The organism is Rhodopila sp. (assembly GCF_965277825.1).
Lineage (GTDB): Bacteria > Pseudomonadota > Alphaproteobacteria > Acetobacterales > Acetobacteraceae > Rhodopila.
On sequence record NZ_OZ255846.1, the window covers coordinates 3,190,980 to 3,216,909 of the forward strand.

17 protein-coding genes and 2 pseudogenes are annotated in these 25,930 nt (G+C 64.6%); 11 read left to right on the forward strand and 8 right to left on the reverse strand.

Annotated features, from left to right (window positions below; all coding sequences use genetic code 11):
• Positions 1-70: 70 nt before the first annotated feature.
• The 5 genes from ACQY4T_RS15800 to ACQY4T_RS15820 all read right to left on the reverse strand — a co-directional run bounded on the left by ACQY4T_RS15800 (position 71) and on the right by ACQY4T_RS15820 (position 10,369).
• Positions 71-646, reverse strand: a complete 576-nt coding sequence (locus ACQY4T_RS15800; RefSeq protein WP_428532345.1) for an SgcJ/EcaC family oxidoreductase — start codon at positions 644-646, stop codon at positions 71-73.
• Between the two features lie 9 nt (positions 647-655).
• Entirely contained in the window at positions 656-2,125 is a 1,470-nt protein-coding gene (locus ACQY4T_RS15805; protein ID WP_428532348.1) for an efflux transporter outer membrane subunit, read from the reverse strand.
• A complete protein-coding gene (locus ACQY4T_RS15810) occupies positions 2,125-5,418 on the reverse strand; it encodes an efflux RND transporter permease subunit (RefSeq protein WP_428532351.1) in 3,294 nt (1,097 codons plus the stop codon). The genes ACQY4T_RS15805 and ACQY4T_RS15810 overlap by 1 nt, the downstream gene beginning before the upstream one ends.
• Positions 5,419-5,860: 442 nt before the next feature.
• Positions 5,861-8,974, reverse strand: a complete 3,114-nt coding sequence (locus ACQY4T_RS15815) for an MdtB/MuxB family multidrug efflux RND transporter permease subunit (RefSeq protein WP_428532354.1) — start codon at positions 8,972-8,974, stop codon at positions 5,861-5,863.
• A gap of 18 nt (positions 8,975-8,992) precedes the next feature.
• Positions 8,993-10,369, reverse strand: a complete 1,377-nt coding sequence (locus tag ACQY4T_RS15820) for an MdtA/MuxA family multidrug efflux RND transporter periplasmic adaptor subunit (RefSeq protein ID WP_428532357.1) — start codon at positions 10,367-10,369, stop codon at positions 8,993-8,995.
• A 367-nt stretch (positions 10,370-10,736) separates the two neighbouring features.
• On the opposite strand from ACQY4T_RS15820, the gene ACQY4T_RS15825 reads away from it, so the two are divergent.
• Complete coding sequence (locus ACQY4T_RS15825) at positions 10,737-11,318, forward strand: hypothetical protein (RefSeq protein WP_428532360.1); 582 nt, start codon at positions 10,737-10,739, stop codon at positions 11,316-11,318.
• 236 nt (positions 11,319-11,554) lie between these two features.
• Here the strand turns inward: ACQY4T_RS15825 and ACQY4T_RS15830 are convergent, their stop codons facing one another.
• Positions 11,555-12,346 carry a hypothetical protein gene (locus ACQY4T_RS15830; protein ID WP_428532363.1) on the reverse strand — a complete coding sequence of 264 codons (792 nt, stop codon included), beginning with the start codon at positions 12,344-12,346 and terminating at the stop codon, positions 11,555-11,557.
• A gap of 334 nt (positions 12,347-12,680) precedes the next feature.
• On the opposite strand from ACQY4T_RS15830, the gene ACQY4T_RS15835 reads away from it, so the two are divergent.
• The 5 genes and pseudogenes from ACQY4T_RS15835 to ACQY4T_RS15855 all read left to right on the forward strand — a co-directional run bounded on the left by ACQY4T_RS15835 (position 12,681) and on the right by ACQY4T_RS15855 (position 17,368).
• Positions 12,681-13,481: an SRPBCC domain-containing protein gene (locus tag ACQY4T_RS15835; RefSeq protein WP_428532366.1), complete on the forward strand. Its 801-nt coding sequence runs from the start codon at positions 12,681-12,683 to the stop codon at positions 13,479-13,481.
• Positions 13,481-14,380, forward strand: a complete 900-nt coding sequence (locus ACQY4T_RS15840; RefSeq protein WP_428532369.1) for an AAA family ATPase — start codon at positions 13,481-13,483, stop codon at positions 14,378-14,380. The genes ACQY4T_RS15835 and ACQY4T_RS15840 overlap by 1 nt, the downstream gene beginning before the upstream one ends.
• A gap of 233 nt (positions 14,381-14,613) precedes the next feature.
• Positions 14,614-15,032: pseudogene (locus ACQY4T_RS15845) on the forward strand (IS5 family transposase); the annotation flags it as partial.
• 491 nt (positions 15,033-15,523) lie between these two features.
• Entirely contained in the window at positions 15,524-16,846 is a 1,323-nt protein-coding gene (gene ltrA / locus ACQY4T_RS15850) for a group II intron reverse transcriptase/maturase (RefSeq protein WP_428532372.1), read from the forward strand.
• Positions 16,847-16,891: 45 nt separating this feature from the next.
• Positions 16,892-17,368: an IS5 family transposase gene (locus tag ACQY4T_RS15855; protein WP_428542914.1), complete on the forward strand. Its 477-nt coding sequence runs from the start codon at positions 16,892-16,894 to the stop codon at positions 17,366-17,368.
• Between the two features lie 102 nt (positions 17,369-17,470).
• Here the strand turns inward: ACQY4T_RS15855 and ACQY4T_RS15860 are convergent, their stop codons facing one another.
• Positions 17,471-18,541 carry a TauD/TfdA family dioxygenase gene (locus ACQY4T_RS15860; RefSeq protein WP_428532375.1) on the reverse strand — a complete coding sequence of 357 codons (1,071 nt, stop codon included), beginning with the start codon at positions 18,539-18,541 and terminating at the stop codon, positions 17,471-17,473.
• 392 nt (positions 18,542-18,933) lie between these two features.
• The gene (locus ACQY4T_RS15865) at positions 18,934-19,998 is read right to left on the reverse strand and encodes a ketopantoate reductase family protein (RefSeq protein ID WP_428532378.1); all 1,065 of its coding nucleotides are present in this window, start codon (positions 19,996-19,998) and stop codon (positions 18,934-18,936) included.
• Positions 19,999-20,421: 423 nt separating this feature from the next.
• Here ACQY4T_RS15865 and ACQY4T_RS15870 point away from each other — a divergent pair, with 423 nt between their 5' ends.
• The 5 genes and pseudogenes from ACQY4T_RS15870 (at position 20,422) to tsf (ending at position 25,735) form a co-directional block, all read left to right on the forward strand.
• Complete coding sequence (locus ACQY4T_RS15870; RefSeq protein WP_428532381.1) at positions 20,422-22,410, forward strand: N-6 DNA methylase; 1,989 nt, start codon at positions 20,422-20,424, stop codon at positions 22,408-22,410.
• Between the two features lie 128 nt (positions 22,411-22,538).
• Positions 22,539-22,871 (forward strand): annotated as a pseudogene (locus ACQY4T_RS15875) (type ISP restriction/modification enzyme); the annotation flags it as partial.
• Positions 22,850-23,800: a type ISP restriction/modification enzyme gene (locus tag ACQY4T_RS15880; protein WP_428532384.1), complete on the forward strand. Its 951-nt coding sequence runs from the start codon at positions 22,850-22,852 to the stop codon at positions 23,798-23,800. The pseudogene ACQY4T_RS15875 and the gene ACQY4T_RS15880, both read left to right, overlap by 22 nt.
• A 220-nt stretch (positions 23,801-24,020) precedes the next feature.
• Complete coding sequence (rpsB, locus tag ACQY4T_RS15885; protein WP_428532387.1) at positions 24,021-24,803, forward strand: 30S ribosomal protein S2; 783 nt, start codon at positions 24,021-24,023, stop codon at positions 24,801-24,803.
• Between the two features lie 23 nt (positions 24,804-24,826).
• A complete protein-coding gene (gene tsf, locus ACQY4T_RS15890) occupies positions 24,827-25,735 on the forward strand; it encodes a translation elongation factor Ts (protein WP_428532390.1) in 909 nt (302 codons plus the stop codon).
• Positions 25,736-25,930: the final 195 nt, after the last annotated feature.

Here is a 25,930-nt window from a genome sequence, read left to right on the forward strand (position 1 = left end):
CCGAGCGACGTGGTGATTGCCAGAAGCAGAATAAGCCGCCGTAGCATTCGGGTCCCCTCCTTAAACGCCCCTAATCAGAGGTCGCCGGGTCGACAGATGAATGCTGATGCATGATCAGCCATTTGCCGTGTACCGGCGCGTAGATAAATGTAAAGCGGGCTTTGACCTTCGCGCGGGCGCTCGGCTGATCGCCATCAATGGTGAAGGTGTAAAGCCCGATGTCATAGGCAATATTGCATCCTGTTCTGATCGCCCTGGCGGTGACCTCGGCCTGCGGTGACTTCTTCAGGAAGTCGGTGAAGTATTGCCCGATCGCCTCCGACCCGATCAGCGGGCCGTTCTGGATCGTCGGCAGCAGGGTCGCATCGGGCGCATAAAGCGCCCCGACCGTATCGGCGCGCTTGGTCATCAGCGCCTTGTTCCACTGCTCGAACAAATCGATCACCTGCGCCTTGGTGATCGTTTCGCATTCGCTGTGGTGGCTGGCGCTATGGTGGCTGACCGGCTTGCGCGCGGCAAGCGTAGCTGGCCAGCCCAGCGTGCCCAAAACCGCCAAGCTAGCAACGAAGAACCCACACGTCGACCCGCGCATCACCGCCGCCCCCCTCTTGCGCCGGATAATTGTCCGGAACACCGGTTGCGGCAAGCCGCGCGGTCAGGGAAGCAACGGATTTTCGGTTTCGATGTGCACCGGCAACTCGGCCGAGGACCAACCGCCGCCCAGTGCCTCGATCAGCGCGACGCTGGCAACCAGGCGGCTCTGTTGAATGGCCAGCGCGGACTGCTGGTCCGACAGCAACAGGTTCTGCTCTGTTATAACGCTGGTGTAAGGCACCGTGCCGGCGCGATAGGCATTTAGCGTCGCGATCACCGCCCGATTGGTGGACGCAACGGCGGTGGCCTCGGCGCGGGCCTGCAGTTGCAGGATACGCAGGTTCGACAGCGCATCCTCGACCCCCTGGAACGCGCTCAGCACCGTTTGCCGATAGCTCGCCACCGATGCGTCATAGGTCGCTCGCTGGGCCTGTACTGATGCGGTGCGAAAGCCGCCCTCGAACAAGGTCTCGGCACCGGCCGCGCCCAGCGACCAGAATTGATTACTGACATCGAACAAGTGGCCCAGCGGGCTGCCGGCATACTCGCCCAGCGCCGACAGCGAGATATCCGGGTAGAAAGCGGCGATCTGCACCCCGATCAGGGCATTTTCCTGCGCCATGCTGCGCTCCGCCGCGGCGATGTCGGGGCGACGCTCCAGCAGCACCGACGGCAGCCCGGGCGGGACCACCGGCACGTTGCTCGCCAACGGCGCCTGCGCGATGGAAAGCGCGGCCGGCGCCCGCCCGGTCAGCACGGCGATGGCGTGCTCGAACTGCTGGCGCTGGATGCCGACCGCGATCAGTTGCGCCTGGGTCGATTGCAACTGCGCCAGCGCGGTGACGTAGTCGATGCTGGATGACGTGCCGGCGCGATACTGGTTCTGGGTGATCTGCAACGCCCGCTGGTAGTTGGCGACGGTATCGGTCAACAGTTGCCCCAGCGCATCCTCGGCCCGCAGGTCGAAGTAATCGGTCGCCAGCGTGGCCTGCGCCGAAAGCGCCGCGTTGGCCAGATCCGCGGCGCCGACCCCGGCCGCGGCCTTGCTGCTTTCGACCTGCCGGCGGATGCGGCCCCACACATCCAGATCCCACGCAACCGTGCCGCTCACGCTGTATTCCGTGCCGCTGCGGGAACTGCCGCCAAACGACGACCCGCTGGTGGCGAACATCGTCGAGGTTCCGCCGCCACCACCGCTGGCGCCACTTCCGCTGTGAGTGACACCGGATGACAGCGCGACGGTCGGGAACAGGCTGGCGCGGGCCTCCGCGACCAAGGCGACGGCATTGCGATACTGCGCCTCGAACTGCTTTACCGTCTGGTTGGACACCACAACCGAGCGCTCCAGGCGGTCGAGCTCGGGGTCGCGGTAAACCGACCACCAGCGGCCTTTGTCAATGGTGTCGGCCGGCTGGCTGACCTTCCAGCCGGCGACCTCCTTGAAGGCGGCCGGCGTCGGCGCGGCTGGACGCCGGTAGTCCGGTCCGACCATGCAGCCGGCCACCACAAAACACATCCAGAAGGGCCGCATTACTCCGCCACCTGCGGCGCGGCCGATCCGGGAAACACGCGATGCCATAGTCGTTTACAGTACAACCGAAAGCGATCCAGGTACAGATACACCACCGGTGTGGTATACAGCGTCAGCACCTGGCTGACCATCAGCCCACCGACGATCGAAATCCCCAGCGGGCGTCGCAACTCACCGCCATCGCCAAAGCTCAACGCCAGCGGCATCGCCCCCAGCATCGCAGCGCTGGTGGTCATCATGATCGGACGGAACCGCATCAGGCAGGCCTCGAAGATCGCCTCGCGCGGCGACAGCCCGACCGTGCGCTCCGCTTCCAGCGCAAAATCGATCATCAGGATGGCGTTCTTCTTGACGATGCCGATCAGCAGGATCACCCCGATCAAGGCGATGATGCTGAACTCGATCTTGAACAGCATCAATGCCAGCACCGCGCCAATGCCAGCCGAGGGCAGCGTGGAGATGATGGTGATCGGATGGACGTAGCTTTCATACAGCACACCCAGCACGATGTAGATCGCCAGCAGCGCGGCGCCGATCAGGATCGGTTCGCTGTTCAACGATGCCTGGAAGGTCTGCGCGGTGCCCTGGAACGATCCGTGGATCGACGCCGGCATGCCGATCCACAGCATCGCCTGCTGCACCGCCGCGGTGGCTTCGCTCAGCGACTTCCCCGGCGCCAGGTTGAACGAAATCGTGGTGGCCACGAACGGCCCCTGATGGTTGACCGCCAGCGCGGTGTCGCCGGGGCCGTAAGTCGCGAACGACGCCAGCGGCACCATGGTCTCGGCGCTGGTGCTGACCGCGGCGCCGGACGACGCGCTGCCCTTGCCGACATTGGCCAGTGCGTTGTTGGCAGCGTTGCGCGAGGAACTGGATGCGATGGTCGCGGCGGTAGTCGTGGTGGTGGCGGCTTTGCCCGCCGCGGCAACCGTGCCGACCACGGCATTCGAGGTCTCGGTGCCCGAGGCATTGCCGCCCGCGGTCGAGACGTAGATCTGGCGCAAGGTTTCCGGGCTTTGCCAGTAGCTCGGCGCCACCTCCATGATCACATGATACTGGTTCTGCGCGCTGTAGATGGTTGAAACCTGACGTTGCCCGAACGCATCATACAGCGTGTTGTCGATCTGTGCGGCGTTGACGCCTAACCGGCTGGCGGTCGCCCGGTCGATCACCAGATCGGTTTCCAGACCCTTTTGCTGCTGGTCGGAATTGACATCGCGCAGCATCGGATCGTGCTCCAGTTCCGTTACCAGCTTGGGTGCCCATTCGTACAGTTCCGCGGTGCTGTCGGCTTGCAAGGTGTACTGGTAGGCAGCGTTGCTCTGCCGCCCGCCGACGTTGATGTCCTGGATCGGCACCAGGAACAGCCGCGCCCCCGGCACCACCGCCAGCTTGCGGCGCAACCGTGACATCACCGCATCGATTCCATCCCGCTGCGCCAGCGGCTCCAGCGCAACGAACACCGACCCGGTATTGGTCTGCGCCGCGCCGCCGCCGCCCCCCGAACCGGTGAACCCGACCACGCTCTGTACCGCCGGATCGTGCTGCACGATGCGCGCCAGATCGGTCAGCTTCTGCTGCATCGCCTGGAACGAGATGCTCTGATCCGCCTGCAGCCGGCCGATCATCCGCCCGGTATCCTGCTGCGGAAAGAACCCTTTCGGCACGATCACGTAAAGCGCGACATTCAGCACCACGGCAACCAGCAGCACGATCAGCACAACGAACGAGTGCCGCAGCGACCACGCCAGGGTGCGGCCATACAGGTCCTGCGCCCGGTCGAACAGCGTTCGCCGCTTCGGCAGTTGCACCGGCGATGGCTTCAGCAGCAGCGCGCACATCATCGGCGTGGTGGTCAACGAAATTACCAGCGAAACGGTAATCGCCAGCGACAAGGTCACGGCAAATTCCCGGAACAGCCGCCCGACGATGCCGCCCATCAGCAGGATCGGCAGGAACACCGCGATCAGTGACACGCTGATCGAGATCACCGTGAACCCGACCTCCTTGGCACCGAGCAGCGCGGCCTCGACCCGCGGCATGCCGTCCTCGATATGGCGGGAGATATTTTCCAGCACCACGATGGCATCATCGACGACGAAGCCGGTGGACACCGTCAGCGCCATCAGCGACAGGTTGTCCAGGCTGTAGCCCATCAGGTACATGGTTCCAAACGTACCGATAATGGAGACCGGGACGACGACCGCCGGGATCAGCGTGGCGCGCACGTTGCGCAGGAACAGGAACACCACCAGCGTCACCAGCCCGACCGCGATCAGCAGAGTGCGTTCGGTGTCGTACAGGCTGGATCGGATCGTCGTGGTGCGATCGTTGGCGATCAGCAGGTTCATGTCCGCCGGCAGCGCCGCCATCAATTGCGGAATCGCCGCCTTCACCCCATCCACCGTCTTGATGATATTGGCGCCGGGTTGGCGAAACAGGATCACCAGGACCGCGGGTTGCCCCTGTGACAGCCCGGCGTTGCGCAGATTTTCCACCGAGTCCTGCACGTCGGCCACGTCCGACAGCCGCACCGCGGCGCCGTTGCGGTAGGCGATCACCAGCGGCCGATAATCCGCCGCGTGCGTCGCCTGGTCGTTGGTATAGAGCTGGTAGTGCAGGCCATCGCTATCGATCGAACCCTTCGGACTATTGGCGTTGGCCGAGGCCAATGCCGCGCGGACATCCTCCAGCCCGATGCCGTACTTGAACAATGCCGTCGGGTTCAGCTCCACGCGGACTGCCGGCAACGCGGCGCCGCCGATGATCACCTGGCCGATGCCGTCGATCTGCGACAGTTTCTGTGACAGAACATTAGCCGCTGCGTCGTACATCTGCCCGCGCGTCAGGGTCTTCGATGTCAGCGCCAGGATCAGCACCGGGGCGTCGGCCGGGTTGACCTTGCGATAGGTCGGATTGCTGCGCAGGCTAGCCGGCAGGTCGGCCCGCGCCGCATTGATCGCGGCCTGCACATCGCGAGCCGCCCCATTGATGTCCCGGTTCAACCCGAACTGCAGCACGATCCGGACCGACCCGACCGAACTGGTCGAGGTCATCTGGGTCACGTCGGCGATCTGTCCCAGGTGCCGCTCCAGCGGGCTGGCGACGCTGGTCGCCACGGTCTCGGGACTAGCGCCGGGCAGTTGCGCCTGCACCGAGATGGTGGGGAAATCCACCTGCGGCAGCGGCGCCACCGGCAACTTGAAGAAGGCGAAGAGTCCGGCCAGCGTGATGCCGATGGTGAGCAGGGTGGTGGCAACGGGTCGCGCGATGAAGGTAGCCGAAAGGTTCATGCGGCCGTCCGAGGACAAGCACGCCCAAGAGGAGCACGCGTGGTCGACGGCGACCTGGTGTTCGTTGGCCTGCGGCCGGGTTCTACTGGTAAGCCGCCGAGACCCGCGGGTATGCAATCAAGATCTTTCGCGCGGGAGGCAAAACAATTTTTAACACGGAGGAAGGGCGAGAAGCACGCAGGGCCACGGAGAATGCGGACAGCTTGCCCCGGCGGCCGGGTCACGGTCGTGGGGTGCCCATTCGCAAACCCGAAATCTGGACGGAAACGCAGGGAGGCAATCCGCGTGCAGCGCCGGGCTCTGCCGCTCCGTGGCGCTCCGTGGTGCTCGTTCTTCCTCCGTGTTAAAATTTTACCGGCTTGCAGCATGCCATCCGTTTGCAGCATGCTAAGAGTCTTGGTCGCGGCCCCGCCACCTTGTCGCGCCGTCGTCGCCGGCAAACTCACGGCGCACCGCCCGGCGCCAATTTCGCCTGCGGCTTGCCGCCCCCCAGCCGCGCCGCCAGGCGGTCGAACATTAGATAGGTCACCGGTGTGGTGAACAAAGTCAGCACCTGGCTGACGATCAACCCGCCGACGATCGCCACCCCCAGCGGGCGCCGCAGTTCCGACCCGGTGCCGTTGCCCAGCATCAACGGCAGCGCCCCCAGCAGCGCTGCCATCGTGGTCATCAGGATCGGGCGGAACCGCAACAGACACGCCTGGTGGATCGCCTCGCGCGGCGGTTTGCCATCCTCGCGTTCGGCCACCAGAGCGAAATCGATCATCATGATCGCGTTCTTCTTCACGATGCCGATCAGCAGGATGATGCCAATGATGGAAATCACGTCGATGTTGTCGCCGGCGATCAGCAGCGCCACCAGCGCGCCGGCGCCGGCCGAGGGCAGCGTCGACAAAATGGTAATCGGATGCACGAAACTCTCGTACAGCACCCCCAGCACGATGTACATCGTCAGGATCGCCGCCAGCACCAGCAGCAGCTCGTTCGACAACGATGCCTCCAGCGCCGACGCCGCACCCTGGAATGCGGTGACGAAACTCGCCGGCAGCCCGATATCGGCCTCGGCCTGGCGCACCGCCGCGACCGCGGCACCCAGCGACGAACCCGGCGCCGTATCGAATGAAATCGTCGTCGCCGGAAACTGCGCCAGATGGCTGATCTGCAGCGGCCCAGGCTTCTGCTCGATCTTCACGATGGACGAAAGCGGCACCTGCCCGGTGGTGGACGCGGCGGACGGCAGCCGGATCGCCGACAGCGCGTCCAGTGAGGTCTGCAGATCGGGATCCGCCTCCATAATCACACGATACTGGTTCGACTGCGTATAAATCGTCGAGATGATGCGCTGCCCGAACAGGTCGTACAGCGCGTTGTCCACCGTCGCTGGTGTGATGCCGAAGCGCGCCGCGGTCTCCCGGTCGATCACCAGGTCGACCGTCAAGCCCTGGCTCTGCAGGTCGCTGGCGACGTTGCGCAAGTCGGGTGACTTGTCGAGCTCCGCCACCAGCTTCGGCACCCATTCGGTGAATGCCCCCAGATTGGGGTTCTCCAGCACGAACTGATACTGCGTGCGGCTGACTGACGCATCGATGGTCAGGTCCTGCACCGGTTGCAGATACAACGATACGCCCGGCACGTCCGCGGTCTCTTGCTGCAGGCGGCGGCCAATTTCGGTGGCGTTCAGGCTGCGCTGGTCCTTCGGTTTCAGGTTGATCAGAAACCGCCCGCTGTTCAGCGTCGTGTTGCTGCCATCGACGCCGATGAACGAACTCAGGCTGGACACGTCGGGGTCCTTCAGGATCGCCGCCGCCAGCGCCTGCTGGTGTTCGGCCATGGCGCCATAGGACACCGTCTGCGCCGCCACCGAGATGCCCTGCAGCACGCCGGTATCCTGCACCGGGAAGAACCCCTTGGGCACGACCGTATACAGCAGCACAGTGACGCCCAGCGTGATCAGCGCCACCAGCAAGGTCAGCGGCTGATGATCCAGCACCGTGCTCAGCGCTCGGTCGTAACGCCCGATGATCCAGTTGAAGCCGCGTTCCGCCCGCAGGTCGAACGTGCTGCGCGCCGAGTCGGGTCGGTGGTGCAGCAGCCGGGCACACAGCATCGGCACCAGGGTCAGCGAAACCACCGCCGAAATGACAATCGTCACCGCAAGCGTAATGGCGAACTCATGAAACAGCCGTCCGACCACATCGCCCATGAACAGCAGTGGAATCAGCACCGCCATCAGCGACACCGTCAAGGATATGATGGTGAAACCGATCTGCTCGCTGCCCTTCAACGCTGCGGTCAAGGGCGGATCGCCGGCTTCGACGAAGCGCGAGATATTCTCGATCATGACGATCGCATCATCGACCACGAAGCCGGTGGACACCGTCAGTGCCATCAGCGACAGATTGTCCAGGCTGAAACCCAGCAAGTACATCACCGCCAGGGTGCCGACCAGCGAAAGCGGCACCGAAAGGCTCGGAATGATCGTCGCCGGCAGGTTGCGCAGGAACAGGAAGATCACCAGCACCACCAGCGCGACCGCCAGGCCAAGCTCGAACTCGACGTCGGCTACCGAGGCGCGGATCGTCACCGTGCGATCGGTCAGCACCGCGACATCGATCGCCGCCGGCAAGGTCGCCTGCAACTGCGGCAGCAAGGACTTGATGGTGTTGACCACCTGGATCACGTTGGCACCCGGCTGGCGCTGAACATTCAGGATGACCGCGGGCGTAGAGTTGGCCCAGGCGGCCAGCTTGGTGTTCTCGGCGCCGTTGACCACGCTGGCGACGTCGCGCAAGTGGACGGGTGCGCCGTTGCGATAGGCGATCACCAGATCGAGGTATTGCTTCGGATCGCTGATCTGGTCGTTGGCGTTGATCGTGGTGGCCTGCGCCGGCCCGTCGAAGTTGCCCTTCGGCGTATTGACGTTTGCATTGCCAAGCGTGGTGCGCAGGTCGTCGATGTTCAGCCCGTAGGCCGCCAGCGCGCGCGGATTGACCTGCACCCGCACTGCCGGGCGCTGGCCGCCGCTGATGCTGACCAGCCCGACCCCCTGCTGCTGCGAAATCTTCTGCGCCAGCCTGGTGTTGGCCAGATCCTCGATCTGCGTCAGCGGCAACGTCTTCGAGGTCAGCGCCAAGGTCAGGATCGGCGCGTCCGCCGGGTTGACCTTGGCATAGATCGGCGGCGCCGGCAGATCCGTCGGCAACAGATTCCCCGCCGCGTTGATCGCCGCCTGCACCTCCTGCTCGGCAACATCCAGGCTGACATCGAGGCTGAACTGCAAGGTGATCAGCGATGCCCCGGCCGAACTGGTCGAAAACATCTGGTTCAGACTCGGCATCTGCCCGAACTGCACCTCCAGCGGCGAGGTGATCGAAGAGGTCATCACCTCGGGACTGGCGCCGGGGTAGAACGTCTGCACCTGGATGGTGGGATAATCCACCTCGGGCAACGCCGAGATCGGCAGGAAGCGATACGCGACGATGCCGACCAGCAGGATCGCCGCCATCAGCAGCGTGGTCGCGACCGGCCGCAGGATGAACGGGCGGGACGGACTCATGCCACGATCAGCCCGCGGTCATTGCGGCGCCCGGCGGCGATGCGCCGGGGTCGCCGGCTGGTCCGGCGTTGCCGCGGCCGGCGGCGTGTTGCCCGGAGCGGTGCCCGTCGTTGCCGCGCCTTGGTCGCCGGGTGACTGCGCGGCAGCCGCCTTCGCGTTGCCCCGCGCCGCCGGCAGACTGACTGCGGCGCCGTCGCGCAGCCGGTCGGTGCCGTCAGTCACCACCCTCTCGCCCGGTTTCAGCCCGGACAGCACCGCCTCGAACCCGCCATCGGTCGGACCGACCTTGATCGGGCGGACCGAGACCGTGTTGTTGGCATTGATCAGGTAAACGAAAGTGCCGGGTTCACCGCGCTGCACCGCCGGCACCGGCACGCGGACCGTGTTCTGCATGGTGTTCACCAGCAGCCGAGCGTTGACGAACTGATTGGGATACAGCAGCTCGTCCGGATTGGCGAACATCGCGCGCAGCTTCAGCGTCCCGGTGGTGGTGTCGATCACGTTGTCGATCGTGCCGAGTTGTCCGGTGGCGAGCAGCCTGGTGTTGGCGCGATCATAGGCCTCGACCGGCAGGGTGGCGCCGGCGCGCACCCGCTGGATGATGTCGGGCAGGTTGTCCTCGGGCACCGAGAACAGCACCGAGATCGGCTGCATCTGGGTGATCACCACCAGGCCGCTGGTGCTGGAGGTCTGCACATAGTTGCCGAGATCGACCAGGCGCAGCCCGACCTGACCGTCTATCGGCGAGACGATGTGGCAATACGCCAGGTTGACCTTGGCGGCGTCGACCGCGCCCTGATCGGTCTGCACCAGGCCGGTGTCCTGCTGCACAAGGTAGCGCTGGTCATCCAGTTGCTGCTGGGCGATCGAATCCTGCCGTCCCAGCGTCTGGAACCGTTTCAGGTCCGACTGCGCCTGCGCCAGCAGTCCCTGATCGCGCGCCAGCGTGCCCTTCGCCTGCTCCAGCGCCGCCTGGTATGGCCGCGGATCGATCTGCGCCAGGAAGTCGCCCTGCTTGACCACCTGGCCCTCGCTGAAGCCGATCTGCTGCAACTGGCCGTTGATCTGCGTCAGCACGGTCACGGTGTCGAGCGAGGTGACCGTGCCAAGCTCGTTCAGCATGATGCGGATATCGCCGGTGTCGATGGTGGCGAAACCAACCGGCTGCGCCGCCGCTTGGGCCGCCGACTGGGCGCCGCGCCTGGCGCTGGCGGCTTTCGACGCCGGCTCGGCCTGGCGATGGGTCCACAGATACCAGCCGCCGCCCAGCAGGGCGATCAGGATCAGCGAGGTCAGGACCCAGTAGCCGCGACGCGACGGCCGCGTCACCTGGGTTTCGCGTGACGCGGGATCGGGAGCGACCCGGGTATCGGCCCGGTCAACGCGTTCGTCCATCCGTGGTCACGTCCTTCGTCGGTTGCCAGTCGGTGCGGCGTTCAGATCAAGCAGCGGCCCGCGTTGCCCACCAGAGTTGCGGCGACCCCCCATGCGCACCCGAGGAGATCGCACCCGAGGGGATCGCGGGGGATCGCAACCAGGCGGATCGCGCCCAAGGGGATTAGGCATCCGACCCGTTGCCAACAAGCAAAAGCCGGCATCAGTTACGCTAATTTTGCGTTCGTTACACGAAGACATGTCGGTTCGACCCGCTGGCCGGGCGGAGGAAAATTCATCGAAGCAACCATATCCGTTTGAAAAGACCCGATTATGATCGCCACATCGCCTGCCACAAGGTTGTTTTCAACAGCCGACGGAGACCGTCATGCGAACCCCTCGACTCGCGCTCTTGGCTGCAACCGCGGCGATCATCCTGGCCTTGTATGGGGGTATCGCCCAGGCCAAAGGTCCAGAACGCAACGTCATGACCCTGCGCCTGCCCGACGGGCAGATCGAGCAGGTTCGTTACGCCGGAAACGTGCCGCCGACGGTCATCGTGGCGCCCGATGCGATCGCCGCGCCGGTCTTCACTGCCGACCCGTTTGCCATGCTGGACAGGATCAGCACGCAAATGCACCTGCAAGCCGCGGACCTATTCGGCGAAATCAATTCGATAAATCCGGGGCAATCAGAGCGTGCGGGGCAATTTGGCGGTTTCGCAACGATTCCAGCGGCCTCGGCCCCGAACTTATGCATGCGTAGCGTTCAGATCAGCTTCGACGGCAATGGCACCGCGCCGCATGTCGTGTCGCGCAGTTCCGGCAATTGCGGCCCAAGCACCGCGCCGGCCACCCCGGTGGCCGTCCCGGCGGCTCCCTGGACCAGGCAGGCTCCGCACCCGATCGAGGCCAACGCGCACAGCCCGCGCGCGGGTTTGGTCCGCATGGTCAGCGACCTGCCGCGCTGAGGTTGGCGGAGTCGTGCTGATCGGTGCCGGACGGAGGTCGGGTAGGATCTCCCGGTTCGGCACTGCGCCGGATCGGGGCGGGACGGTGGCGGTAGATTGAACCCCGTCGTCGGATGGCTGGGCCAAGATCGCCCCTGCCATCGCCCCTGCCATCGCCCCTGCCATCGCCCAAGACATCGCCCCCAAGACATCGCCACCACAATGGCGCGGTCTGGCGGCGCGGTCCGCTCGATGGTTTATACGCTGATGTTGGCCAGCGACGAGGCGGTTGCCGGGTCTCCCCCGTACGCCGCGTTGGCATTGTAGGCGGACAGCGCGAATTGTTGCTGAAAGCCATCAGTGTAGCCGGGCTTCCACGGGTTCGCGGTCCCGTCGGGAGCAGTGGTCCCAAGGTTGGAAATATCGTTGCTCCAGGACGGTGGCGACCCCGGTCCGGGACCGGCGGCCGGCGCGGTGCCGGATGTCGAGGCGATGGTGCCGAAAGCGGCCGTCACGCTCTGCAGGTCCTGCAGCAGCGTGCCGCCAGCCGCGGCAGAGACGGTATCTGATGTGGCCGAACTGTCGCCGCCCGCCGACGTTCCGCCCCCCGACGTTCCACTGGTCGACGTTCCGCCCGCCGACGTTCCGCCCGCCGACGTTCCGCTTGCCGACGTTCCGGTCGTGGAGGTTCCGGTGAGGCTCGCCAGCAGGGACTGCATGTCGGTCAGCAGCCCGGCTTGCGGATCGGCGGCGGATTGACCGGACTCCGCATCGTCGGACGACACGGCGGAGGCTTCGCCGTTCTGGCCGCCGGGCGGTGCAGCCGTGGCGGCGCCCCCGCCGAACGCGAGCAGAGCGAGGGACATGCCGTCCGACAATGCCCCGGAAGTGCCACTGGGCGCGGCAGTGGTGGTGGTCGAAGACGATGGCGTTGGTGTTCCGACCGTCGAGTCCCAGATGCCGCCGAGATCGGGCGGCGCGGTGGGAGTCGCTTGGTAGGCGCTGAGCAGCGCCGCCCGGTCGTTTTGCCCGGAAATGGAAACAGACACGCCTCGATACTCCTTGACTGTCATTCGGCCCGATATGGCCAGCGATCAACTGCATGATCCGCGCCAACGCCGAGGCGTTCAAAAGCTTGACAATTCCCGCCGCCCGCACGGCAAATTCTGCTCCCCGGCCGGGTCCATCCGGCAACCATTGCCGCCCCCCATACCGCCCCGCCAACACCACCTCGCCGGCGGCCGCGGGAACCCGTTGCCGTCCCGCCGCGTTCGCAGCCCGGCACCCCCGCGGCGCTCGCAGCCGCAGGGCGATCCGGCCTTGGTTGCGCGTTCGGAACCCGCCCGGTAACGTCCGCCACGCTCAATACAGGATGACTATCGCATGGACATGACGGGCGAGCGGCTGATTCCGGCGCCGAGACAAACCGTTTGGCAAGCGCTCAACAACCCCGAGGTGCTGAAGGCCAGCATTCCCGGCTGCGAGAGCCTGGAGAAACTCGACGACGACCAGATGAAGGCCACCGCCGCGGTCAAGGTTGGGCCGATCTCGGCTCGGTTCTCCGGCAAGGTGCAACTGAGCGACATCGATCCGCCGAACGGCTACCGGATCAGCGGCGAGGGGCAGGGCGGGGTGGCCGGCTTCGCCAAGGGCGGCGCCGACGTAGCGCTGGCCGACCAGGGTGCCGAAACCCTGCTGAGCTACAAGGTCAATGCCCAGGTCGGCGGCAAGCTGGCGCAACTCGGCGGCCGGCTGATCGATGCCACCGCCAAACAGATGGCCGATGCCTTCTTTGACCGCTTCAGCAAGCAAGTGCAGGCGATGTCGCCGGCCGCGGACCATGCCGAACCGGCGGCCGCTCAGACCAGCCCAACCGAGGCGCCTCAGCACAACCCAACCGGGGCCCCAAAGCACAACCCGACCGGGGCACCTCAGCCCAGCCCGGTGGCGGCGAACGCAACCCAGCCAGCGTCCGGCGACCGCGCACTCTCGCCTGAACGCGCCGAAGCCGCCGCCAGCCAGACCATGGCCGAACCGGTCGCGGTTGCCGTCAACCCATCACCAGCTGCCATTTCAATATGGTCGCTGATCCCGCGTGAGCCGTTCGGCCTGCCACTCGTCGCTTGGCTCGGGTCGGGTGTCTTCGTCATCATGATACTGCTGATGCTGGGAAGCATGCTGTAGTGACAGCGCTGCCCGCCACCGTCGCCGACACCGCGAAACTGCTCGCCGACAACGGCTACATTGCCGACCTCGAACTATCCACCACGGTGCATCTGACGTTGACCATGCAGCGTCCGCTGTTCCTCGAGGGCGAGCCCGGCACCGGCAAGACCGAAATCTCCAAGGTACTGGCAGCCGGGCTGCAGCGCCGCCTGGTCCGCCTGCAATGCTACGATGGTATGGATCTCTCGGCGGCGGCCTACGAATGGGACCACGCCCGCCAATTGATGGCGATCCGCCTGGCCGAGGCCGCCGGCCACACCGATCGCGGCGAACTGTCGCGCGACATCTATACAAAAGAGTTCCTGCAGGCCCGTCCGCTGCTATCCGCGATCGACCCGGACCTGCCGCCGGCCGTGCTGCTGATCGACGAACTCGATCGCGCCGATGAACCGTTCGAGGCGTTCCTGCTGGAACTGCTCGCCGATTTCCAGATCACCGTGCCGGAATTCGGCACCGTACGCGCGGCAACCCGCCCGGTGGTGATCCTGACCTCGAACCGCACGCGGGAGGTGCATGACGCGATCCGCCGGCGTTGCCTGTATCATTGGGTCGACTACCCCGACGCCACCCGCGAGCGAGCGATCCTGGCGGCCAAGGCGCCCGGCGTGCCGGCCCGTCTTGCCGACCAGGTGGTCGGCTTCGTGCAACGCCTGCGCGGCGAGGAACTATTCAAGCTGCCCGGCGTCGCCGAGACCATCGACTGGGCCCAAGCATTGACCTACCTGAACAAGACCGAACTGACCGCCGGCGATGTCGACGACACGCTGGGCGTGCTGCTGAAATACCAGGACGACATCGCCAAGGTCCGCGGCGCCGAGGCCGCTCGGCTGGTGACCGAGGTCGGTGCGGCTGGCTAAAGGGTGCGTCGTCTTGGAACCAGCGCTCGAGCTGAACTTCTCGTGCAATCCCGATATTGCCGCTGCTCTGGAAACCCCTGTGCCGCCTTCGCAAAGCACGCAGTTGATGGAACCGGGATCTAAGTGTCCGTCCGAGAACAATGCGGGTCACGCAAATCGTTTAGGTCTGCGGGTGGTTGACCGGCTCGAATCGGCTATGACTCTATGCGTGGCACCGATTTACGAGGTGCCTGATGTGGACCCCAGAGACACGCCGCCAGCATGACCGTAAGGGCTTGCGATACACCCATGATCTGACCGACCGGGAATGGGCCGAAGTCGCTTCGTTGATTCCTCCCGCCAAACGGGGCGGCAACAAACGCACGGTGGATGTGCGGGAAATCGTCAACGGCCTGATGTATATCCTGGGCACTGGTTGCCAATGGCGCGACATCCCCAAGGATCTGCCGCCGCGCAGCACGATCCATGATTATCTCGACCGCTGGGCGTACGACGGAACGCTACAAAGCATCCACCACACGCTCTATGGGCGATGCCGGGAACTGGCTGATCGAACAGCCAGCCCGACCGCCGCGGTGATCGACAGTCAAAGCGTCAAAAGCGCTGAAAAAGGGGGGCCTGCATCGATCCGCATGGCTACGACGCGGGCAAGAGTGCGCCTCGAAGGCGCGCATCATCTATGGAGGAAGGTTCCATCCGGAGAGTTGTCGATTGATCCGGAAGCTGACGAGCGGCGCGGCTGGGCAACTGGTCTCGTCGAAGCCTCGTGACAAAGGCCGCCCTGGGCGGCCGAGCGATCCAACGGGCCGTAACGTGAGTGAAGTTCGAGCAGGCCTCGAAAGAGTCGATGCAGACGCCGACCCGCCTTTTGCTCGGGGAAGGCCGCGCGGACAGGGAAGCAATCGACACACGCACCTGTCTGGTCTGCCGGGGTATTGGACACAGCACGTTGGAATGGTGATGCGGGTAATCGAGGGAGACCCGTCCGGGTCGGAGGTCGCGGCTTCAACACCGCTTCGGAGCGGTGGATCGGACGGGTGTCGGACAGGGTCGTATGACCGTCGAAGCCGGGTAACGCCGGCAGAGGAAAGGACCCTGACTTCTGGTGTGCTTTCGAAGTTGGCGAAGTGGGGGTGATTGGCGATGAGCCTCGAAACACCCGATAAGATCAGGAGCCTTCAGAGAAAGCTGTACCGCAAGGCGAAGGCGGAGCCCGCTTTCCGCTTCTACATCCTCTACGACAAGATCTGCCGTGCGGATATCCTTCTGCGCGCCTATACGCTCACCCACGCCAATGCGGGTGCGCCAGGCGTGGACGGGATGACCTTCGGGCAGATCGAGGCGGCGGGTTTGGAGGGGTGGCTGGCGAGCTTGCGTGAGGACCTCGTCTCGAAGACCTACCGGCCTGATCCGGTGCGGCGGGTGATGATCCCAAAGCCCGGTGGCGGCGAACGGCCGCTCGGCATCCCGACGATCCGGGACCGGGTGGTTCAGGCCGCGGCCAAGATCGTGCTGGAGCCGGTCTTCGAGGCGGATTTCGAGGATGGTGCCTACGGCTATCGGCCGCGTCGGAGCGCGATCGATGCCGTCAAGGAGACGCACCGGCTGCTATGCCGGGGTTATACCGACGTCGTCGACGCCGACTTGTCGAAGTATTTCGACACGATCCCGCACGCGGACCTCCTGAGATCGGTGGGCCGCCGCATCGTCGACCGGAATGTGCTGCGGCTGATCAAGCTGTGGCTGCAAGTGCCGGTCGAGGAGCGGGATGGCGACGGGAAACGGCGCATGAGCGGTGGCAAGAGCAACACGCGCGGCACACCCCAGGGTGGGGTCGCCAGTCCGTTGCTCTCCGTCATTTACATGAACCGATTCCTGAAGCATTGGCGCCTGACGGGACGCGGCGAGGCGTTCCGCGCGCATGTCATCTGCTATGCCGACGACTTCATCATCCTCAGCCGCGGACACGCGGAAGAGGCGCTGACGTGGACGAAGGCGGTGATGACGAAGCTCGGGCTGACGCTCAACGAGGCGAAAACCTCGGTGAAGAATGCCCGGCGTGAAGGCTTCGACTTCCTTGGCTACACACTGGGACCGCGTCACCTGCCCAATGGGGGCCGCTGGTACCTGGGGGCGAGCCCGTCCAAGAAAAGCGTGCAGCGGGTCAAGGTGAAGGTCGGCGAACTGCTGGTGCCCGGCAACAAGGGCGCTTGGGACGAAGTGCGGGCACGGTTGAACCGCGTCCTACGCGGTTGGTCGGCCTACTTCTCCTACGGCGCTCTCGCGTCGGCATACGAGACCGTTGATCAGCATGTCTATGACCGGACGCGGCACTTCCTCCGTCAACGACACAAAGTGCAGGCGCGCGGAACGGACCAGTTTTCCCGAGACCATGTCTATGGGGAGTTGGCCGTCCGAAGCCTTCGACGCGAGCGCAGTCGGTCGTCGCCGTGGGCCTTGCGGTGAAGCCAGTCGGAAAGCCGGATGCGGGAAATCCGCACGTCCGGTTTGATGAGCGGGGATGGGAAACGGGGCACTTCGCCACCGCGCCCGTCCTCGACTCTACAGATCAAGGGCAAGAAGCGCCATATCGTCGTCGATACGACAGGCTTGCTGATGCATGCCATCGTGCATGCGGCTGACCTTCAGGATCGTGATGGCGGCGCGATGCTGATGGCCACGATGTTCGGGCTCTACCCGTTCCTGCTAAAGCTCTATGCGGACGGCGGATATCAGGGTGCAGGCTTTCAAGCTGCGATGAGAACCATCATGGCCCAAGTAAACGTGGAGATCGTCAAGCGGTCGGACCATGCAAAGGGATTTACCGTGCTACCCAAGCGTTGGGTCGTGGAGCGAACTTTTGCCTGGCTCAATCGCTGTCGCCGCCTCGCCAAGGACTGGGAGTGTTTGAACCGCAAAGCGCGCGCCTTCTTGCTGCTCGCCTCGGTGCGCCTCATGCTGCGTAGGCTCGCAAGAACAACGGCATGATCCCGGACAGACTCTTAGGCCCGGTTCTTAAGCCCATGACATTGAGAGGACTCGATCGCGCGAGGATTGCCGGAAACACATTGGCAAAAATTGCCACATCGGCTACGCTTGCATCCCCAGATCGGCCGCCTGTCGAATCTCGAACCCCCGCCGCGCCGCGTCATACGCCTGCCCGACGATGCCGCCCCGCACCGTTCCCGCCTCGACTGACCGATACGCCGGCCGCCAGCTCTCCGGCAGCCCAACCCCGTCCGGAGGCGCCAGCCAGAGCCGGAACAGGCAGCGCCGCAGCGCCGGATCGTCATGGTCCTCGAACTCGGTCCGCGAGTGCAGCGTGACGTGGTTATTCAGGATCTGCATGTCGCCCGGCCGCAGATACATCGAGTGCATCACCCCCGGCCGACGCAGGATCTCGTCCAGCAGATCCAGCGCCTGGTGCTGCCGCGCGGTCATCGCCGGCACGCCCCCGATCGCCTGCGCCGAACGCAACCGGTTGCGGTTCCATTTGCTGAACAACAGCCCATCCCGCCAATCGTAGATCGGGTTCGGGTAGAACGCCGCTTCGTCCGCCGCCTGCTCCTGCTGGCGGCTGAAATAATGCGGCTGGTGCAGCAATTCCACTAAATCCGGCCGCTCGGCCAGCATCGCCTGATGCGCCGTCACCGAACTCGACACCATGCTCATCCCGCCCGACTTGGCGACGTTGTAGCAAGTCAGCAGCACGATGTCGGCGCTGTCGGTATGGAAATCCAGATCCGTGTTCGACGAGTAGCCGCGTCCCTTGCCGGTGCGATAAACCGTCCCGGCGTCGCGCACCGCGGTCATGAACGGACTGGCCTTGCCCTGCGGCCGAGCCACGCCGGTATGCAGGCCAATCGCCCAGGTCAGCAGTTCGAACTCATCGGCGGTCAGCCCATCGCGCGGCAGGCCACGCAGGATCGCGAAGCCGGTGCCGTCGCGAACCTCGTGCAATGACGCCTGTATGATCGGCCAGGCCGACCCCAGATCGAAATCATCGCGACGGTAATCCAGCAGCGTTTTCGCCGGATCCGCCGCTTTGCGCACCGCGGCGGTAAGGTCGCGTCGGGCTGCATCGTCAAGTTCGCGGATCCAGCCGCAATCGGCGCCCAGGTCGTCCACGCTCCAGGCTGCTTGTCTGTTGGCATGCCTCATCCGGCTACTCCATTCGCTTAACGCGCTGCATCATGCGCGGTCCGGGTCTTGCGGCAAAGCGGGCGGGCGGTCGCGTGCGCCAAACCTGGCCCCCGTCAGTCGGCCGCCAGATGCAGCAGGCAGTCCGAGTTAGCAGCCGGGGCAGCCTGGTCCGTTCGGTGAAGAAAGCTGGGCGACACTGCGGTTTTGAAAGATTGCACCGATCCCTATGCGGCGGATGACGTTAAGCAGCACCAAAGCACCGCCTGTCGCCCGCTTCATGATCCGGAGGTGTCAATGAGCTTCCTGCCGAAGACAACGGCGACGCGTTTTGCCCAGGCTCTCCATGGGCTCAAGCCGCAAGTCTTGTTGTCACCCGTCGATCGGAAAGGCCGAGCCGCGACAAGCGCCCATCACGGCGCGCTGGACCCGCCCACCGCCATCGTATCGCTCAGTTTAGCGGAGACGATCTCAACCGTATGGTCGATCGCGGCATGCGGCATACCAAGCTCATGCGAGATCATTTTCACCAGCAAATCGACCCGCTCGATTACCGGCGCCCCGCTGGCTACCGCGCGAGCCACTGACGAGGGCTGACGCAGGCTTTCCGCGGCCTTGGCGTATTTCTCGAACGGCACCTGATCCGTGGTGTCGGCCCCCAGCCGTCGAACGACGGCATCGACATGCTCATAGATCGACTGCGAAAGCTTCAGATCGTGGTGCACCGCGTCGCGGATCGACCGCGGTTCCTGCGCTGTGATGCAGCGATAGTTCCCGGTCAACAGCATCGACCACTTCGCCAGCGGGACGAACAGCGAGTCGGACACCCTCAGCTTTACCGGCACGCCCTGGCCGTCCAGCGTCACGGCGTCGATATCGGACTCGAGCTCCCGAAGTATCCGGGTGTGGACCTCATCCGCAAACGCCGCCGCCTTGAAGTTTGTTGGCAAACCGACCTGAAGAACGTTCGCCGCCGCCTCTGGAACACGGAACGCCTGCGGATCCGGCGAGCAGAGCGACACCAGCCCCGGCTTGAACGGTTCCCAGACCCGGGCGTCGGTGTAGGCTGCGTGCAGATCCATGGCTTCCAGCGCCGCAATCCGCTTGAGATAGGCCAGCGGCGGCATGTTCATGATCGACAGACACGGCAGGTTCGCCGCGGCGATCCTGGCCATCAGAACGCGGATCGCATCGTCGGAGTATTGCGGCTCCTGCATGGCCAGAGCGACCAGGTCATAGCGTGAAAGGTCGACCTGATCGGGTGGGGTCGCGTCCAGTTTTCCCGCAAGGTCGCGTGAAAAGATCGCCCGGTGGGCCGGCTCGCCACTCAGCTTGATGCGAACCTCGGTGCCATCGCGGTTAATAAGGCCTGCGGTCTTCTTCCGGCAAACCAGGGTCACCTTGTGACCAGCCATCAGCAGCTTGGTTGCCAGCAACGAGCCATAGGAGGCTCCGAGAACTAAAACGTTGCGCGCCATGCTTTAATCCCGCCTAGGAAAGAAGCGCTCCGGGCCGCGCCTTGGGTTCACAGGCCAACAGCCCTACTCGAAAGGAATTACCGAATTTACCGCACCGTGATAAACATTACAATCAGGCGGCAGCGGAAGAGCTGGCGATGGGTCAACCATGAATTCGTCCACCTCCATCGCAATCGATCGTGACGTGGTTTTCCTCAGCGGGTCGAGATTGGTCGCTCGTCCGGTATTTCTCAATTCACGATCTGCCGGCGGCGACCGTCCGGCAGTCGGGCCGCTACGCCCCCATCCTCAGATCTGCCGCCTGGCGAACCTCGAACGCCCGACGCGGGAGCGACCGGACGGATGTCCTGCTTCAGTTCAAGCTGGCGTGATATTCACCATCTCGTAACGTGCGCCGAGTCGTAAGTTTGGAGTAATATCGCGTTGAAGCACCCAGACCCGCTTGCTGCGGCGGTTTCCCGCTTTGGCGCAACGTTGAAGTCAAAGCTGTCAGGAAAGGGTTTGGCCGGGGCACCGGAAGATCAGCTTCGGGCGCCCCTGGAGCATCTGATAGGTGAACTTGCCGAGATACTCTTCTTCAATCCGGGCGACGTCGTGGCGGTCGGAGAAACCACGCTTTCCGCCCTCAAGACTCGCCCTGATTATGCGATAAAATCCAAAAACGCCCTGGTCGGGTTTGTTGAGGTCAAGGCTCCGGGTAAAGGGGCCGACCCGCGCCGGTTCAAAGATAACCATGACAGGGCTCAGTGGGACAAGCTGAAGTCCTTGCCCGACCTCATCTACACGGACGGCAACGCCTTTTCCCTCTGGCGAAACGGGACTCTCTGCGGCGAGATCGTGAAGCTGACAGGAGAGGTGGAAACTGCGGGCGCGGCACTGGCGGCTCCGCCTGGCCTGCCACGGTTGTTCGGGGATTTCCTTCGATGGGAACCCATTCCCCCGACCAATGCACGCGCGCTGGCGGAAGTCAGCGCGGGCCTCTGCCGCCTGCTTCGCGACGAGGTCGCGGAACAACTCACGCTCGGCACCCCGGCGTTAACAGGACTCGCCGAGGATTGGCGCAAGCTTCTGTTTCCCGAAGCAACCGACAACGAGTTCGCCGACGGTTACGCGCAGGCCGTGACCTTCGGCATGCTGATGGCGCGAGCACGAGGGGTTTCCCTCGCCGATGGCCTCGACCGGATGGCCAAGGCCCTCGCCAAAACGAACACGGTGATTGGTGGTGCCTTCCGTGTACTGACCGATGATGTCGATGGACAGGATGCCCTGAAGACCTCGCTCGGCACGTTAACCCGCGTTCTGGGCGTGGTGGATTGGGCTGTCATCGGCAGGGGCGACCCCGACGCATGGCTATCTTTCTACGAACACTTTCTCGAAGTTTACGACAACGATCTGCGCAAAAAGACCGGCTCCTACTACACGCCGCCCGAGGTCGTGACGGCCATGGTGCGGCTGGTGGACGAGGCGTTACGCGACCCCAGCCGCTTCGCCGTGTCGGAAGGCCTGTCATCTGCTGATGTGACGTTGGCGGATCCGGCCGCGGGAACAGGAACCTACTTGCTTGGCGTGCTCCGCAGGATCGCCGAAACTACCACGGCGGACCAGGGCGCGGGCGCGGTGCCGGCCGTGATCCGCGACGCGCTGAAACGGACCATCGGATTCGAATTGCAGTTTGGTCCCTTCGCGGTCGCCCAATTGCGGTTACTCGCTGAAGTGGCCGACCTGATGAAGGTGACAGGGACCGTGCCGGGTAACCTGGGGCTCCGGCTCTACATCACGGACACGCTGGGCAATCCTTACGCAGCCGAAGAATACATTCCACAAATGTTAAAGCCGCTGGCTGAATCGCGGAAGCAGGCCAACGAAGTGAAGCGGGGCGAGCCGATCACTGTCGTAATCGGGAACCCGCCCTACAAGGAGAAGGCCAGGGGAAGGGGCGGCTGGGTAGAGTCAGGCAGCGTGAATACGTCGGCACCTCTTCAGCGCTGGATGCCGCCCGCTGCGTGGGGCGTCGGCGCACATACCAAGCACCTGCGAAACCTGTATGTCTATTTCTGGCGCTGGGCGACCTGGAAGGTCTTCGGCGATGCTGCCGCCGCGCCGCAGTCCAGGGCTGACCGCCGTGGGATCGTGTGCTTCATCACGGTCGCGGGCTTTTTGAACGGCCCGGGTTTCAGGCCATGCGCGATGACCTACGGCGTGGCGCCGACGAAATCTGGGTCGTGGATTGCTCGCCCGAGGGGCATCAGCCCAGCGTGGCGACACGGGTTTTTCAGGGCGTGCAACAGCCCGTGTGCGTTGTGCTGGTTGCCCGCAGTGGCAAGCCCGACGCGGCGACCCCCGCGCGTGTCCGTTTCCGTTCGTTGCCATCGGGCAGGCGGGAGGACAAGTTCGCGGCGCTATCAGCTTTGACCCTGGACGGCGCTGGATGGGCCGATTGTCTCACCGACTGGCGCACGCCTTTCCTTCCGGCGGCGTCAGGCGGATGGGCAACGTATCCAGGCCTGGCTGACTTGTTCGTCTAGGATGGTTCAGGTGTGATGCCGGGACGGACCTGGGTGATCGCTCCCGACAAACAATCGCTTGAAGCGCGCTGGAAGAAGCTCACGGGCGAAACCGATCTGGTCCGAAAAGAGGTGCTCTTCCACCCGCACATGCGGGACGGCAAACTTGCTGACAAACACTTGGGAAAGTTAGTGGGCGAAGGCTTACAAGCACATGAGTTCCGTCCTTCGTCGGTGGCGAAGGACCTCGGCAAAATCGTTACGCCCACGCGCTACGGCTTCCGGTCATTCGATCGGCAGTGGATCATCCCGGATAGCCGCCTCTTGAACCAGCCGAACCCCACTTTGTGGGCAATGGATTCGGCCCAGCAGGTCTATCTCATATCACAGCACCCCACGATCGCACCCCGACTACAGGCCCAGCACTCACATTTACTGCAATCGTTCCGGATCTGCATCACTATGCGGGACGCGGCGGTCGAGCCTTTCCACTGTGGGCGAACCCTTCCGCTACTAAATCAAACTTACAAGACGGCCTGTTGGCAAGACTTGCCATCCTGTATGGGGCGACCATCCCGGCTGAGGATCTCCTGGCTTACATCGCGGCCGTCTCTGCGCATCGAGGATATGCACATCGCTTTGCTGCGGACCTTGTTCAGCCCGGTCTCCGGATACCGATCACCGCAAACGCGGGGTTGTTTACCGCCGCGGTGAAGATCGGCCGCGAAGTGATCTGGGTGCACAGCTTCGGCGAACGCTTTACCGACCCAGCGGACGGAAGACCCCTTGGTGCGCCGCGCATGCCCGTCGGCGAGCGCCCGACGATCCCGCAGGACGGCGCGATCCCGTCCTCGCCAGACGCCATGCCGGAGACCATCACCTACAACCCCACCGCCACACGCCTTCATGTCGGCTCCGGCCATATCGATAATGTCCCCCAAGCGGTCTGGGATTACGAGATCTCGGGGAAGCGGGTGCTGTCGCAATGGTTCAGCTATCGTGGCCGCGACCGCGGCCGCCCGATCATCGGCGATCGTCGCACGCCGTCGCCGCTCGGTGACATCCAGCCTGATGGCTGGCTGGCCGAATACACGACCGAACTGCTGAACGTTTTAAATGTCCTTGGACGGCTGGTAGCGCTTGAGCCAGCACAGGCCGATCTTCTCGATCGAATCTGCTCGGGCCCCACTATCCTGGCCGACGAGTTGAAGGCTGCAATGGCGGCCGCGGCCGGGGCCTCACCAATCCGAAAGTCGACACGGCGTCGTATCGCAAAGCAGACGGAGTTGCGTGGCTGAGGTCGAAGAACGGGCGCGGGGCTCATCGACCGCCGCTGCCGAATGCCACCTTGCAATCAGGCAGAATCTCCGCCATATGCTCGCTCGCTGGCCCAATCCGATCCCCTGGGCCGGTAATTCACACGCGGGGACCCTTTCCCAGCCACCGAGTGGCCAGGGTCCGGTGCCTTTGGGCAACCCCCGCGGAGGCACAACCGGACGACAGGAAAGGAGCACGCCGATGGCGATGCCCGATTTCACCATGCGCCAGCTGCTGGAAGCCGGCGTCCATTTCGGCCACCACACCCGCCGCTGGAACCCGCGCATGGCGCCGTTCCTATACGGCACCCGCAACCAGGTCCACATCATCGACCTGCAGCAGACCGTGCCGATGCTCGATCGAGCGCTCCGCGCCGTGCGCGACGTCACCGCCGCCGGCGGCCGCGTGCTGTTCGTCGGCACCAAGCGCGCCGCCGCAGAACACGTCGCCGACGCCGCCAAGCGTTGCGGCCAATACTACATCAACCACCGCTGGCTCGGCGGCACGCTAACCAACTGGAAGACCATCACCGGCTCGATCAAGCGCCTGCGCCAGATCGAGGACCTGGTCGCCGGCGACACCCAGGGCCTGACCAAGAAAGAGGTGCTCGACATAACCCGCGACAAGGACAAGCTCGACCGCGCGCTGGGCGGCATTAAGGACATGGGCGGGCTGCCCGACATCCTGTTCATCATCGACACCAACAAGGAAAAACTCGCCGTCGAGGAAGCCGCCAAGCTGCACATCCCGGTGGTCGCGGTGCTCGACAGCAATTCCGACCCGACCGGCGTCACCTTCCCGATCCCCGGCAACGACGACGCAATCCGCGCCATCACGATGTACTGCGACCTGATCGCCGGCGCGGTGCTCGATGGCATCAGCGCCGAGATGGCCTCCTCCGGCACCGACATCGGCGCCCGCGAGGAACTCCCCACCGAGGCGCTGGCCGACGCCCAACCCGAAGCCGCCCCGGCGACCGCCTGAACCGTATCCCAGGAGAGCAAGACATGGCCGCGATCAACGCTGCCCTGGTTAAGGACCTGCGCGAGAGGACCGGCGCCGGCATGATGGACTGCAAGCGGGCACTGACCGAATCCGACGGCCAGATCGAGCCCGCGGTCGACTGGTTGCGCAAGAAGGGCCTCGCCGCCGCCGCCAAGAAGTCCGGCCGGGTCGCCGCCGAGGGCCTGGTCGGTGTCGCCTCGGCCAAGAACAAGGCCTCCGTCGTCGAGGTCAACGCCGAGACCGATTTCGTCGCCCGCAACGAAACCTTCCAGGATTTCGTCGCCACCGTGGCAGCCATCGCGCTCACTACCGGCGACGACCTCGATGCCATCAACGCCGCGCCATTCGCCGACACCGGCCGCAGCGTCGCCGAACAACTGACCCATCTCGTCGCCACCATCGGTGAGAACATGACCATCCGCCGCGCCAAGGTGCTGACCGTGCCGCAAGGCGTGGTCGCCACCTACATGCACGCCGCGCTCAAGCCCGGCCTCGGCAAGATCGGCGTGCTCGCCGCCGTCGAGGGGCCCGGCGAATTCGAGACCCTGGAAACCCTCGGCCGCCAGGTCGGCATGCACGTCGCCGCCACCCGCCCCGAGGTGCTCGATATCGACGCCGTCGATCCCGCCGCGCTGGAACGCGAACGCTCGGTGCTGGCGGCGCAGGCGCGCGCCTCGGGCAAGCCCGAAAACATCATCGGAAAGATGGTCGAAGGCCGCATCCGCAAATACTACGAGGAAGTGGTGCTGCTGGAGCAGGTTTGGGTGCACGACGGCGAAAGCCGGGTGCGCGCGGTGGCCAAGAAGGCCGGCGTCACGCTCACCGGCTTCGCCCGCTTCCAGCTCGGCGAAGGCATCGAAAAGCCGAAGGACGACTTCGTCGCCGAGGTCGCCGCCACCGCCGGCGTCTGAACCCTCCGCGCCATTAGCGGCGGCCATCCACCGGTATTACCACCGAACCAGCCCACGGTTCGTTCGGATCCGAGCAGCGGCGTGGCGGCCATGGCCGCATCGTCTGACCCCGATTTACCCATCTTGCGCGCTGCGCCCAGCGCGTCCATGCGCCAAATTGATTCGCCGCGACGTCCGATCTCATTCATCCAATGG

What these genes read in the sequence shown, in the direction of transcription:
- ACQY4T_RS15810 (WP_428532351.1), bottom strand. Translation starts at nt 5,418, where the DNA reads ATGAACCTTTCGGCTACCTTCATCGCGCGACCCGTTGCCACCACCCTG.
- ACQY4T_RS15835 (WP_428532366.1), top strand. Translation starts at nt 12,681, where the DNA reads ATGGACATGACGGGCGAGCGGCTGATTCCGGCGCCGAGACAAACCGTT.
- ACQY4T_RS15815 (WP_428532354.1), bottom strand. Translation starts at nt 8,974, where the DNA reads ATGAGTCCGTCCCGCCCGTTCATCCTGCGGCCGGTCGCGACCACGCTG.
- tsf (WP_428532390.1), top strand. Translation starts at nt 24,827, where the DNA reads ATGGCCGCGATCAACGCTGCCCTGGTTAAGGACCTGCGCGAGAGGACC.
- ACQY4T_RS15855 (WP_428542914.1), top strand. Translation starts at nt 16,892, where the DNA reads ATGAGCGGGGATGGGAAACGGGGCACTTCGCCACCGCGCCCGTCCTCG.
- ltrA (WP_428532372.1), top strand. Translation starts at nt 15,524, where the DNA reads ATGAGCCTCGAAACACCCGATAAGATCAGGAGCCTTCAGAGAAAGCTG.
- ACQY4T_RS15825 (WP_428532360.1), top strand. Translation starts at nt 10,737, where the DNA reads ATGCGAACCCCTCGACTCGCGCTCTTGGCTGCAACCGCGGCGATCATC.
- ACQY4T_RS15865 (WP_428532378.1), bottom strand. Translation starts at nt 19,998, where the DNA reads ATGGCGCGCAACGTTTTAGTTCTCGGAGCCTCCTATGGCTCGTTGCTG.
- ACQY4T_RS15805 (WP_428532348.1), bottom strand. Translation starts at nt 2,125, where the DNA reads ATGCGGCCCTTCTGGATGTGTTTTGTGGTGGCCGGCTGCATGGTCGGA.
- rpsB (WP_428532387.1), top strand. Translation starts at nt 24,021, where the DNA reads ATGGCGATGCCCGATTTCACCATGCGCCAGCTGCTGGAAGCCGGCGTC.
- ACQY4T_RS15820 (WP_428532357.1), bottom strand. Translation starts at nt 10,369, where the DNA reads ATGGACGAACGCGTTGACCGGGCCGATACCCGGGTCGCTCCCGATCCC.
- ACQY4T_RS15860 (WP_428532375.1), bottom strand. Translation starts at nt 18,541, where the DNA reads ATGAGGCATGCCAACAGACAAGCAGCCTGGAGCGTGGACGACCTGGGC.